The sequence below is a fragment of the Paenibacillus pasadenensis DSM 19293 genome (assembly GCF_000422485.1).
Classification (GTDB): Bacteria; Bacillota; Bacilli; order Paenibacillales; family Paenibacillaceae; genus Paenibacillus_O; species Paenibacillus_O pasadenensis.
The window spans coordinates 601-11975 of the sequence record NZ_KE383853.1 but is presented as its reverse complement, the minus strand read 5'-3'; the positions used below and the strand labels follow the sequence as shown (position 1 = coordinate 11975).

At 65.3% G+C, this 11375-nt stretch carries 13 protein-coding genes; 10 read left to right on the top strand and 3 right to left on the bottom strand.

Annotation, left to right across the window (positions count from 1 at the left end; genetic code table 11):
• Positions 1-123: 123 nt before the first annotated feature.
• Together H582_RS0119495 and H582_RS0119490 are read right to left on the bottom strand one after the other, a co-directional pair.
• Positions 124-519, bottom strand: coding sequence for a cupredoxin domain-containing protein (locus tag H582_RS0119495; protein WP_052333445.1), 396 nt, complete (start codon positions 517-519; stop codon positions 124-126).
• 165 nt (positions 520-684) lie between these two features.
• Positions 685-1041, bottom strand: coding sequence for a phage holin family protein (locus H582_RS0119490; RefSeq protein WP_028599890.1), 357 nt, complete (start codon positions 1039-1041; stop codon positions 685-687).
• A 180-nt stretch (positions 1042-1221) separates the two neighbouring features.
• Between H582_RS0119490 and H582_RS0119485 the strand changes: the two genes are divergently transcribed.
• The 4 genes from H582_RS0119485 (at position 1222) to H582_RS0119470 (ending at position 6157) form a co-directional block, all read left to right on the top strand.
• Positions 1222-3585, top strand: coding sequence for an endonuclease MutS2 (locus H582_RS0119485; RefSeq protein ID WP_028599889.1), 2364 nt, complete (start codon positions 1222-1224; stop codon positions 3583-3585).
• A gap of 21 nt (positions 3586-3606) precedes the next feature.
• Positions 3607-4023, top strand: coding sequence for a DUF350 domain-containing protein (locus H582_RS0119480; protein WP_028599888.1), 417 nt, complete (start codon positions 3607-3609; stop codon positions 4021-4023).
• Positions 4024-4156: 133 nt separating this feature from the next.
• Positions 4157-4747, top strand: coding sequence for a hypothetical protein (locus tag H582_RS28495; protein ID WP_052333444.1), 591 nt, complete (start codon positions 4157-4159; stop codon positions 4745-4747).
• Between the two features lie 132 nt (positions 4748-4879).
• Complete coding sequence (locus tag H582_RS0119470; RefSeq protein ID WP_164820154.1) at positions 4880-6157, top strand: MFS transporter; 1278 nt, start codon at positions 4880-4882, stop codon at positions 6155-6157.
• Here the strand turns inward: H582_RS0119470 and H582_RS28490 are convergent.
• Positions 6107-7228 (bottom strand): CotH kinase family protein, encoded by a 1122-nt coding sequence (locus H582_RS28490; RefSeq protein ID WP_052333442.1) that lies wholly within the window; start codon positions 7226-7228, stop codon positions 6107-6109. The genes H582_RS0119470 and H582_RS28490 overlap by 51 nt on opposite strands.
• Positions 7229-7451: 223 nt before the next feature.
• On the opposite strand from H582_RS28490, the gene H582_RS0119460 reads away from it, so the two are divergent.
• The 6 genes from H582_RS0119460 (at position 7452) to H582_RS31195 (ending at position 11181) form a co-directional block, all read left to right on the top strand.
• Entirely contained in the window at positions 7452-8141 is a 690-nt protein-coding gene (locus H582_RS0119460; RefSeq protein ID WP_028599886.1) for a hypothetical protein, read from the top strand.
• A 101-nt stretch (positions 8142-8242) separates the two neighbouring features.
• Entirely contained in the window at positions 8243-8467 is a 225-nt protein-coding gene (locus H582_RS0119455) for a hypothetical protein (protein ID WP_028599885.1), read from the top strand.
• Positions 8468-8495: 28 nt separating this feature from the next.
• The gene (locus H582_RS0119450; RefSeq protein ID WP_028599884.1) at positions 8496-8873 is read left to right on the top strand and encodes a spore coat protein; all 378 of its coding nucleotides are present in this window, start codon (positions 8496-8498) and stop codon (positions 8871-8873) included.
• Between the two features lie 204 nt (positions 8874-9077).
• Entirely contained in the window at positions 9078-9569 is a 492-nt protein-coding gene (locus H582_RS0119445; RefSeq protein WP_028599883.1) for an Lrp/AsnC family transcriptional regulator, read from the top strand.
• A 15-nt stretch (positions 9570-9584) separates the two neighbouring features.
• Positions 9585-10799: an aminotransferase class I/II-fold pyridoxal phosphate-dependent enzyme gene (locus H582_RS0119440; protein WP_028599882.1), complete on the top strand. Its 1215-nt coding sequence runs from the start codon at positions 9585-9587 to the stop codon at positions 10797-10799.
• A 151-nt stretch (positions 10800-10950) separates the two neighbouring features.
• Positions 10951-11181 carry an aspartyl-phosphate phosphatase Spo0E family protein gene (locus H582_RS31195; RefSeq protein ID WP_084137438.1) on the top strand — a complete coding sequence of 77 codons (231 nt, stop codon included), beginning with the start codon at positions 10951-10953 and terminating at the stop codon, positions 11179-11181.
• Positions 11182-11375: the final 194 nt, after the last annotated feature.

Sequence of the window (11375 nt, the reverse complement as noted above, 5' to 3'; positions counted from 1 at the left end):
GGCGGCGACGCCGGTCCGGCTGTCCCGGCCGAACCGGCCGTCTCCGTGCCCGAGCTCAACAAAAAGGCCGTCCCCCGCCGCTTGCGCGCGGCTGGGGACGGCCTTGCTCGTTTCGGACTTTGGCTAGACGACCTTCAGCACCGAGATCATCTTCTCATGGCCGGGACCGCAAGGAATGCTGCACTCGATCTGATACTCGCCAGCCTCGCTGAAGGAATACACCTTCTCGTCGCCGGCGTTCATCTTGACCGAGGTGTTGGCGACGCGGATGCCGTGGATGCCGTCGCTTTCCAGCTTGATGCGCAGCGGCTCGCCTTTCTTGATCGTGTAGCTTTCTTGGTCGAACTTGTAGTTGGTCGCCTTGATGACGAGATCCTGCGTCGGCTCGGCCGTCGTCTCGACGGCTGCGGAAGGCCCGTTCGAGGCCGGAGCGGAGCTGCTGCCGCATGCGGCGGAGATCAGCAGGAAGCCGGCTGCGGCGGCGATCAGCGGGAGGCGGCGGAAAAGGGAACGGTTCATAGTCAGTCTCCTTTCAAATGGGGGCGAAGCCGGTCGGACATGCTGTCCCTATCATACCCCAATCCCGGCTGCGATCGGAATGAGGCGGGCGGCGGAAGGGTTGAACAAATGATGACAATCTATGTAAGCCGCCAGGCTTCGAGGGGAAGCTTGACGGCGCCGGTCTCAGTGCTTTTCCTTCCGCTTGGCCGCATCGAACGGAGTCGGGATGAAGAGGTCGATGATCCCGATGACGAGCGCGGCGAGAATGGCGCCGAGCCAGGTGACGGCGACTCCGCCGACGATGAACTGGGCGATGTAGAGGACGATCACGCTGGCGACGAAGCCGACGATGCCGCGGCCGAACGGGCTCACCCGCTTGCCGAAGATGCCTTCGACCACCCAGCCGAGCAGCGCGATGACGAGCGCGAGCATCAGCGCGCTCCAGAAGCCGCCGACCGTGAACTGGGGCACGATGAAGCCGACGAGCATCAGCACGATCGCCGATACGATGAAGCGGACGACATGTCCGAGAAAGTTCATGCAAGTTCCCTCCAATCGAGTTGTTCCCGTCTTCCGCGCGGCGCGAGGCCGTCGGTTTCGCCGGGTGCACGGCATTAGCATGGCCGGAATCGGGCCATTTCATGTAGGAAGAGTTCTCGACCCGTGCGCCTGCCGTGCCCATCCGTTATAATGGCCCTAGAGAGGAGCTGTGGACCGTTCGTGGACAGCAAAATTTTAAGCACGCTTGAATATTCCAAGATCATTCATCAATTGATTCAACATACAGCGACTCCGATGGGCCTGCGGATGGCCGAGGAGCTCGCCCCTTCGTCCGCGCTCGAGGACGTCGTCCGCTCGCTGCAGGCGACGGCCGAGGCGGCGAACGCCTACCGGCTCAAAGGGAATCCGCCCTTCCGCGGCGTGGCGGACATCCGCGCCCATCTGAAGCGGGCTGCGATCGGCGGCACGCTGAGCCCCGGCGAGCTGCTCGAGGTCGCGCTGACGGCGCGCGGAGCGCGGCGGGTGCGCAGCCATGTGCTGCACCTGCATGAAGAGCATCCGATGCCGCTGCTGGCGCTGCTGGCGGAGGGCATGTATCCTCGGCGCGAGCTGGAGGACGAGATTCTGGCCTGCATCGACGAGAGCGCGGAGGTGCTCGACGGCGCCAGCGTGGAGCTGGGCCGCATCCGCCGCGAGCTGCGTCAAGGCGAAGGCCGCGTGCGGGAGAAGCTGGAGCAGATGCTCCGCTCCTCGTCCGTGCAGAAGATGCTCCAGGATACGCTCGTCACGCTGCGCGGCGACCGGTACGTCATCCCGGTCAAGCAGGAGTACCGCAGCCATTTCGGCGGCATCGTGCACGACCAGTCGAATTCCGGGGCGACGCTGTTCATCGAGCCGGAGGCGGTCGTGGCGCTCAACAACAAGCTGCGCGAGGTCAAGGCGGCCGAGGCGCGCGAGATCGAGCGCATCCTCCAGAAGCTGACGGCGCTGGCGGCCGAGGCGGCCGAGGATCTGGCGATCAACCATGACGGCCTCGCCCAGCTCGATTTCGCCTTCGCCAAGGCGCAGCTCGCGCATGCGATGAAGGCCGAGCTGCCGCTCATGAACGACGAGGGCCGGATCGTGCTGAAGCGCGGCTTCCACCCGCTGCTCGACCGGACCAAGGCCGTGCCGCTGCATCTCGAGCTCGGCTCGTCGCATAGCGGCATCATCGTCACCGGCCCGAACACCGGCGGCAAGACGGTCGCGCTCAAGACGGTCGGCCTGCTCAGCCTGATGGCGATGTCCGGCCTGTTCGTGCCCGCCGACGACGGCACGGAGCTGTGCGTGTTCGACGCGATCTATGCGGACATCGGCGACGAGCAGAGCATCGAGCAGAGCCTCAGCACGTTCTCCAGCCATATGACCAACATCATCCGCATCCTGCGCGACATGACGCCGAGCAGCCTCGTGCTGCTCGACGAGCTCGGCGCGGGCACCGATCCGGCGGAGGGCTCGGCGCTGGCGATCGCGATCCTCGACCATATCCATCGCACGGGCTGCCGGCTGCTGGCGACGACCCACTACAGCGAGCTCAAGGCCTATGCCTACAACCGTCCCGGGCTGATCAACGCCAGCATGGAGTTCGACGTGGCGACGCTCAGTCCGACGTACCGGCTGCTCGTCGGCGTGCCGGGACGAAGCAACGCGTTCGCGATCGCCGAGCGGCTCGGACTGAGCAAGGCGATCATCCAGCAGGCGCGCGGCGAAGTCAGCGAGGAGGACCTGCGCGTCGAGAACATGATCGAGTCGCTCGAGCGCGACCGCCAACGCGCGGAGCAGGAGCGGGACAGCGCCGAGCAGCTGCGCCGCGAGCTGGAGGAGGAGCGCAGCCTGTACGAGGAGGAGCTGCGCCGCTTCGAGGAGCAGCGCGAGCGGCTGCTCGCCAAGGCTCAGGAAGAAGCGCGGCAGGCGGTGCAAAAAGCCCGCCGCGAGGCCGACGAGATCATCCAGGAGCTGAGGCAGCTGCAGCGCGAGGAAGGCGCGGCGGTCAAGGACCATAAGCTGACCGAGGCGCGCAAGCGGCTGGAGGAGGCTTCGCCGCAGCTGGTCAAAGGACGCCAGGGCGCGCGGCCGGCGGCGGCCGAGCGGGCGATCGAGCCCGGCGACGAGGTCAAGGTGCACAGCCTCGGCCAGCGCGGCCACGTCGTCGAGCTGTCCGGCTCGGAGGCGACCGTGCAGCTCGGCATCCTCAAGATGAAGGTCAAGCTGGCCGACCTCGAGCTGCTGAAGCCGGCGCCGGCGCCGAAGGCCGCTCCCAAAGCGGCTTCATCCACGTTGAAACGCACGCGCGACGACAACGTAAAGATGGAATTGGATCTTCGCGGCTCGAACCTGGACGAATCGATCATCGAGGTGGACCGTTTCCTGGACGAATCCTTCCTGGCCGGCATGGGGCAAGTGTACATCATCCACGGCAAGGGGACCGGCGTGCTGCGCGCCGGCATCCAGGATTTCCTCCGCCGCCACTCCCATGTGAAGAGCTATCGGCTTGGCAACTACGGCGAGGGGGGAGCGGGCGTCACGGTCGCGGAGCTCAAGTAATTCCGAGAGGAAGGGATTGGCGTGAGCGGAATCATCGACGGGCTGTTGGGCAATGCCTATGCCTCTTCCCTGATTTATGTCGCCGTGACGATCATGGCGCTCATCTTGTTCCTGACCTTGTTCGAATGGGTCGCCAAGTACAAGTGCTGGGACGAGATCCGCAAGGGCAACGTGGCGGTGGCGATGGCTACCGGCGGCAAGATTTTCGGCATCTGCAACATTTTTCGGTTCTCGGCCGATGCGGGCGATTCCATCTACGGGAGCTTGATCTGGGGGGCGTTCGGCTTCGTCGTGCTGCTGCTCGCTTACTTCCTGTTCGAGTTCATGACGCCCGTTTTCCGCATCGACGACGAGATTCAGCGCGACAACCGCGCGGTCGGCCTGATCGCGCTGATCATCTCGGTGTCGATCTCGTATGTCATCGGAGCGACGATCTGACGGCTTGGGGGAGGTAGACATGAAGTACCTTTGGGGCACTTTGGCCGTGCTGGCCGTCCTGTTCTTTGTGCTCGGCATTTTATATCTGGTATGATCGGGTTCGGACAGCAGGATTGGGAAAGGAGCTGCAGCGATGGAGCATCAGCAGCAGGAGGGCGCGGCGGACATCTGTCCGTGGTGCGACTCCGAATTGGTTTGGGACGAGGAGATCGGTCCCGAGGAAGTCTGCCCGCATTGCAGCAATGAGCTGGGCGGGTACCGGACGCTCAGCGTAGGCGGGGCGCAGGCGGAAGAGGAGGACGAGGGCGCCGGCTTGGCGGCCGGCCATGCCGGCGCTGCCGCTAGGACGGCCGGAGCGGCCTCGCGCAGCGTCGAAGGCTTGGACGAGGAGGCCGACTGGGAGGCGGGCGACGATACCGGCTGGGCCGGAGCGGGACGTCCGCAGTCGTGGCTGCGCGCCGACGAAAAGGTGCAGCGCATCCTCGACGATCAGGAGGAGATGCCGGAATGCCCGTCCTGCCGCGAGTATATGCTGCATGCGGGCACGAACACGCTCGGAGCGGGCTCGTTCTCGCCGGTCGAGCCGCCTTCGCTCAAAAAGCCGCTGCTCCCGGATTCGATCCGGCTGCAGCTGTATGTCTGTCCGAATTGCCATGAGGTATCCACGAAGCTGGACCTCGGCTCGCGGACGTTCCTGGCGGAAAGGCTCGACCAGGAAGATTGATCCGGCGATACGCGAACAGCTCTCCGTCTTGCGGAGGGCTGTTTGCGTTCGGCGCCAGCAGGCCGACGTGACGGCCGCTTGCGAATCATCTCCTCCGCGGCAGGGAACCATTTCCGCATGGAGGTGATGTCCGTGAAAAGCGAAAGCGCGCTCCGTCCCTCGCGCGAGGGAGCGCTGCACGGCCAGCCGCTGCTGCTGCTCGCCGTGCTGACCCTGTACAACGGCGCAAACGCGCTGTCCGGCGTTTTCGTGCCCGTCTATCTGTTCAAGGCCAACCAATCCTACGCGCTCGTCGGCTGGTTCTCGCTGCTCCAATACGCCGCCGGCGGGCTCTGCGTCTATCTGGCCGGCTCGTGGGTGAAGCGCAAGGGCCTCGTCGCTTCCCTGCGCACGGGAATCGCCCTCTCCGGCGGCTTCTACATGGCCGTGCTGCTGCTCGGCGGCAAAGCGGCGGCCTGGGCCGCTCCGCTCGGCCTGCTGAACGGGACGGCGGGAGGCTTCTACTGGCTCGCCTACAACGTGCTTTATTTCGAGATTACGGAAAAGGACAATCGCGACGCCTACAACGGCATGGCGGGCCTGCTCGGCTCCGCGGTCGGCATGGCGGCGCCGTTCCTGTCGGGACTCGTCATCGCAGGCAGCGGCGGCAACAAGGGCTACACGGTCATCTTCAGCGTGTCGCTCGCGCTGTTCGGCGCGGCTGCCCTGCTCAGCGCCAAAATCCGGAAGCGGCCTCCGCAAGGTCGCTACCGCTGGAGCTTTCCGGCCGCCGAGCTGCGTCAGCGGGCGAGTCCTTGGCGGCGCTTCGCGCCGGCGATCGTGCTGCAGGGGCTGCGCGACGGCGTATTCCTGTTCGTGCTTGGACTCGCCATCTACGCCTCGACGGGAGCGGAGCAGAAGGTCGGCACTTATTATCTCGTCACCTCGCTTGTCGGCATGGCCGCCTTTTGGCTTTGCGGCCGCAAGCTCGGACCGGAGCGCCGCCGCGCGGGGATGCTCGTCGGCACGCTGGCGCTCGCCGCGGTGCTGCTGCCTCTGCTCGGCGGCATGACTTACTCGAGCCTGCTGCTTGTCGGCATCGGCACGGCGCTGTTCTCGCCGCTTTATCTCATCCCGATCACCTCGTCGGTGTTCGATCTGATGGGCCGCAGCGAGGAAGCGGCGGCCAGCCGCGTCGAGCTGACCGTGCTGCGCGAGCTTGCGCTGACCGCAGGCCGGCTCGTCGGCGTGCTGGCCTTCATCTACATCGCCGGCCGCTCGGCCCCGGACTCGCCGGCGTTCGCCTGGCTGCTGCTGGCGCTCGGAGCCGCCCCGATCGCCGGCTGGGCCTTCATCCGCGACCGGCTCCGTCCGGAGGACTCAGCCGTCCGTGCCGCGGATCCGGACGGGCATGCCCGCAGGCGCGGATGAACCGCGCGTCCAGCGCCGAAGCTCCTTCGCCGCGCTCGCTCGGCGCTGCCGGACGTACTGGAGGATGACCTCGGGCTCTCCGCCGAACAGCCCGCGATTGGCGGCGCGGCTGGCATCATGCCGGACGGCCGCGGCGATGCCGCCGTGCAGCTCCTCCACGAGACGTCCGATCCGCTCCTCGGTGAAGTCTTCCTCAAGGATGCGTTCGAGCCCTTCGGCGTACGCCCGCTTCCACTCGTCGAACTGCAGCAGCCGGCGCGTCAGCCCGTTGTAGCCCTGCACCCGCACCATGCCGGCGGGGCATAGCTTGCCGTAGCAGTTCCGTCCCCAGGTGCCCTCGTAATCCCAGGGCAGGATGCCGTACTGCTGCCGGGTCGCTTCCTCGTACAACGCGTAGTTCTGCTCGAAGCCGTCGAAGTTTCCGGTCAGCACCGCGCCGGACAGCCAGCGGAAATAAGCGGGCACGTCGAGGCGCTCCTCCAGCAGCTCCCGCAGCTTGGCGTTTTTCAGCCGGTGGATGCCGCGGATGAAGGAGCAGAGGCGGGGCAGCGTCTCGCCGTCGCCCTCGATGAATTCGTAGCCCTCCGCCAGGTCGCGCTTGCGGCGTCCGCTCTCGGAGAGCGAGCGCTCGAAGTTCGCGGAGTCGTTGGCGGCGTACAGAAGCGACCGGTAAGGGATGCCGCGGAGCGCGAAGAAGCGGGAATTGACCGCCTCGATCTCCAGATACAGGCCGCGGCATTCGCCGTTCACGTCCAGCCATACATGGCGGGTGCGCGGCGCCGGCACGCCGATGCCTTCCATGAAGCGGAACGAGAGGGCGTTGCGGATCATCGACGGATCGTCCGCTTCCGCGTTCCAGTGCAGCACCAGCCCGCTGTCGAGGCGAATCTCGTACGATTTCTTCGGATACTCTCTCGTATGCCCTCCCCGATAGCGAAGCCTGGCGCCGTCCGTCCTCCCGCCCGTGGTCAGCTGGACCGGCACATGCTTCCGGCTCCATACGTCGCTGGCGAGATCCGCTTGCGCCTGGGCGCTGATCCGAATGGATCGGACCGCCAATCCGGCTCTCATCGCGCACCGCCTCCTTTTTGTCCGCTCCGTCTCCGCTCTTGCCCATGGGATACCGTATTCCGATCCGGCCGGGTTGGTTCGGGGCGGCTTTCGGGCGGGACAGCCCGGCGAGTCCCCATGCGGGTGGCAGACAGGCCGCATAGGATAGAGCAGAGCGGAAGGCGGCGGCGAAGGCAGAGGCAACGCCCCGCTGCGGGAGGGGATCGAGCTGGAAGGGAACGGGTTGACGACGGTGCAGCTGGAGGATGGCGCGATCGAAGCGCTCGTGCGGGCGAGGCGCAGGGATCTGCTTGTCGCGGACGACCCGCTGCGCGGCAGGCGGATCTACATCCCCCTGCATCAAGTGAAGGGGTTCAAGGGAGCGTTTGCGGCGGAGCCGGCCGTTCCGGCCGGAGGCAGCCGGGCGAGCGGCGCGGTTCCGTCGGCGCAGGCGGACGGAGGGAAGCCGGACGACGACGGGGACGGAGCGGAGGCGCTGCCGACGGGCTATCGGGCGATGCTGCTGGAGGCGAAGGGGACGTTCGCCGAGGTGAGGCTGTCCGCCCGGCAGGCGCTGCACGGCTATCTCGCCGGCGTGATGAACGATTTCGCGCTGTTCTGCACGCCGCTGCACGGGGCGGTGCTGCTGCCGCTGCAGCATGTGCAGGCGCTCTCGCCGTATCCGGCGGGGCTGGCCCCGTACCGGCTGGAGCCGGAGCAGTTTCCGATCCGCCCGCTCTCGCTCGGCCTCTCCCGTCATTTCGAGCAGCAGCTGGAGCGGCTGGAGGGCGAGATGACGGTGCTCTGCCGGGGCTTCCTGCCGGATGTGGCGGGCGTGCTCGGCCCGGTCCGGGACGGCTTCGTTCCGGTCACGGAAGCGGACGGAGGCAGGCTGCTGCTGCCGGTCTCGGCGCTGCGGGCCGTGTTCCTGTAAGGGCGCGGAGGGGCTTGCAGCCCGCTCCGCATACATAACTCGCGCGGCGGAGGGCATTCTATGGCAGGGCAACTCATCCTGTTCACCGATGGAGGTATCCGATGCAGCCGATTACCGGAAAGGAAATGGAATACATCGCCGATTCCATGTCCAATGAAGACCTGCTCGCCAAGCAATGCGCCTGCGCCGCGACGAGCATCAGCGTGCCGGGCGTCAGCCAGGTGCTGAGCGGCATGGCGTCCGCGCATCAGCAAAACTACGCGATGCTGCTGAGCACGCTCCAGCAGCATCAGCAGCTGGCGCCGACGAGTCCGCAGACGAACTGAGCCGAATCTCACCAGGGAGGTCTTGACGATGAACCAGCAGAACCAGATGCAGCAGCCGAAGCTGCCCGACGCCGACTGGGCGTACACGGTGCTCGCCGACCTGAAGCGCGTCGTCCGCGAATACGCGACAGCCGCCACGGAGTCGACCTGTCCGGAAATCCGCAAGCTGTTCACCGACCTGACGAACAGCACCCTGCAGATGCAGGGCGAGCTGTACAACGCGATGCAGGCGGCGAACATGTACGACACGTCCTCGCCGGCGCTGCGCCAGGACATCCAGAAGCAGCTGCAGACGTACCAGCAGACGCAGCAGCAGACGCAGCAGTTCATCCAGCAGCGGATGGCCGGCCAGGCCGCTCCGTTCATGCAGCAGGCCCAGCAGCAGGGCGCTCCTGCCTACAGCTGATCGAGCAACGCGAAAAAGGCCGGATGCCTCTATCCGGCCTTTTTTGCTTTGCCGGCCCTGCGGAGCTTTCTGGAAAATACTGGATCGATGCCGCCGGCGCTTTTTGCGGAAAGAGGGGGACGATTCCCTTTTTCCTTTCCAAACGACTTGTTCACGTTGTAAAATGTTCATCATACCGCTTCAGGAAGGGAGTTAAAAACGACGATGGATGATAGGAAACTCAAGGTGCTCGAGCTGCTCAAGGAAGACGCTCGCAGGAGCCCGCAGCTGATCGCGACGATGCTTGGACAACCGCTGAACGAGGTGGAGCAGGCGATCGCGGAGATGGAACAGGAGCACGTCATCGTCAAATACGCGCCCGTCATCAACTGGAGCAAAGTGGACGACCAGAAAGTGACCGCCCTGATCGAAGTGCAGATCACGCCGGAGCGCGGACGCGGCTTCGAGGGCATCGCCGAGCGCATCTACCTGTACCCGGAGGTCAAGACGGTGTACCTGATGTCGGGCGCCTACGACCTGCTCGTCGAGGTCGAGGGCCGGACGCTCAACGACGTCGCCTCGTTCGTCTCGAGCAAGCTGTCGACGATCGACTCGGTGCTGTCGACCAAGACGTTTTTCATCCTCAAGAAATACAAGCAGGACGGCATCATTTTCGAAGAAAACGAAGGCGATCAGCGGCTGCTGGTCACGCCGTGACGAGGGTGGTCCGAGATGAGCGTATCCAAGGAATCCGTTAGCCCCGAACGCACGGCCGTCCGCAGCATGGCGGACTACCTCTCGCCGCAGGCGAGAGCGATCAAGCCTTCCGGCATCCGCCGCTTCTTCGATCTGGCGAGCAGCCGCAAGGATGTCATCACGCTCGGCGTCGGCGAGCCCGACTTCGTCACGCCCTGGCATGTGCGCGACGCTTGCGTGGCGGCGCTCGAGGCGGGCAAGACGCAGTACACGTCCAACGCCGGCACGCCGGAGCTGCGCGGCGCGATCGGACAGTATTTGAGCGACGGCTTCGGCCTCGACTACGACCCGGGCCGCGAGATTCTCGTGACGGTCGGCGGCAGCGAGGCGATCGACCTGGCGCTGCGCGCGCTCATCAGCCCCGGAGACGAGATCCTGATCCCGGAGCCGAGCTACATCTCGTATTCGCCGATCACGGCGCTCTCCGGCGGCGTCTCCGTCGGCATCGAGACGTTCGCCCGCGACGCCTTCAAGCTCAAGGCCGAGTCGCTGCGCGCCGCGCTCACGCCGCGCTCCAAGGTGCTCGTGCTCAGCTATCCGAGCAATCCGACCGGCGGCATCATGACCTACGAGGACTGGCTGCCGATCGCCAAGCTGGTGGAGGAGCGCGACCTGATCGTCATCTCCGACGAGATCTACGCCGAGCTGACGTACGGCAGCCGCCATGTGAGCTTCGCCTCGATGCCGGGCATGAAGGATCGGACGATCCTCGTCAGCGGCTTCTCCAAGGCGTTCGCCATGACCGGCTGGCGCATCGGCTACGCCTGCGGCCATCACGAGCTGATCGGCGCGATGCTCAAGATCCATCAGTATACGGTCATGTGCGCCTCCAACATGGCGCAGGTAGCGGCGTACGAGGCGCTGACGAACGGCATGGACGAGATGCTCCGCATGATGGAGTCGTACAACCAGCGCCGCCGGCTCGTCGTCAGCGGGCTGCGCGAGATCGGCCTCGACTGCCATGAGCCGCAAGGCGCGTTCTACGCGTTCCCGTCGATCGCCTCGACCGGGCTCACATCCGAGGCATTCGCCGAGCGGCTCGTGCAGGAGCATGGCGTCGCCGCCGTGCCGGGCAACGTGTTCGGCCTCGGCGGCGAGGGACATCTGCGCTGCTCGTACGCGACGAGCGTCGCCCAGCTGACGGAGGCGATCGAACGCATTGGCGCGTTCGTTCAAACCTTGAAAACATAACGTTATTCATGGTGAATCGTCTTTTCTTGTAGGCAATAACGGCAAGCTTTGCTATAATAAGCTGACTAGATTGCCATTATTTGATAGTTATTTCCTGCAAGAGCAAGTTTGGAACGCGGCTGCAGCCGAGTTTTAACGGGAGGGATGCCGGATGACGACAGGAACGGATACCGGAGCATGGTCCCAGGCACGCCTGAAGCCATTGCCGCCCGGCAGCTGGACCCCTACGATGCGAGATCTTGCGGACGAGATCGATGCGTTGCGCCGCGAGATGGAGCAGACCTACGAGCAAGGGATCGGCTTCCAGTCGGAGCATCTTCTCGCGATCAGCCAGAAGCTCGACGTCAAGATCAATGAGTTCCTGCATTGCCGGCCGAGCTGAGCTCGATCCGGGCAGATGCGCGCACAAGGCTTTCGGACCGTTTTCCCGCCCCTTCGGGCGGAAACGGGCCGGAAGCTTTTTTCAATGCTTTTCTTCTCCGGAACGAGCCGGATCAGTGGGGCAAGAAGCCCGCTGCGCGGCGGGAGCCGGGAAGTCCAATGGACAAGAAGCCCGCTGCGCGAGCCGAGCCTTTC

Bases quoted from the DNA above. Each gene is read 5' to 3' on its own strand.
- H582_RS0119495 (WP_052333445.1), bottom strand. From the start codon at position 519: ATGAACCGTTCCCTTTTCCGCCGCCTCCCGCTGATCGCCGCCGCAGCC.
- H582_RS0119490 (WP_028599890.1), bottom strand. From the start codon at position 1,041: ATGAACTTTCTCGGACATGTCGTCCGCTTCATCGTATCGGCGATCGTG.
- H582_RS28495 (WP_052333444.1), top strand. From the start codon at position 4,157: ATGGAGCATCAGCAGCAGGAGGGCGCGGCGGACATCTGTCCGTGGTGC.
- H582_RS28490 (WP_052333442.1), bottom strand. From the start codon at position 7,228: ATGAGAGCCGGATTGGCGGTCCGATCCATTCGGATCAGCGCCCAGGCG.
- H582_RS0119455 (WP_028599885.1), top strand. From the start codon at position 8,243: ATGCAGCCGATTACCGGAAAGGAAATGGAATACATCGCCGATTCCATG.
- H582_RS0119450 (WP_028599884.1), top strand. From the start codon at position 8,496: ATGAACCAGCAGAACCAGATGCAGCAGCCGAAGCTGCCCGACGCCGAC.
- H582_RS0119445 (WP_028599883.1), top strand. From the start codon at position 9,078: ATGGATGATAGGAAACTCAAGGTGCTCGAGCTGCTCAAGGAAGACGCT.
- H582_RS0119440 (WP_028599882.1), top strand. From the start codon at position 9,585: ATGAGCGTATCCAAGGAATCCGTTAGCCCCGAACGCACGGCCGTCCGC.
- H582_RS31195 (WP_084137438.1), top strand. From the start codon at position 10,951: ATGACGACAGGAACGGATACCGGAGCATGGTCCCAGGCACGCCTGAAG.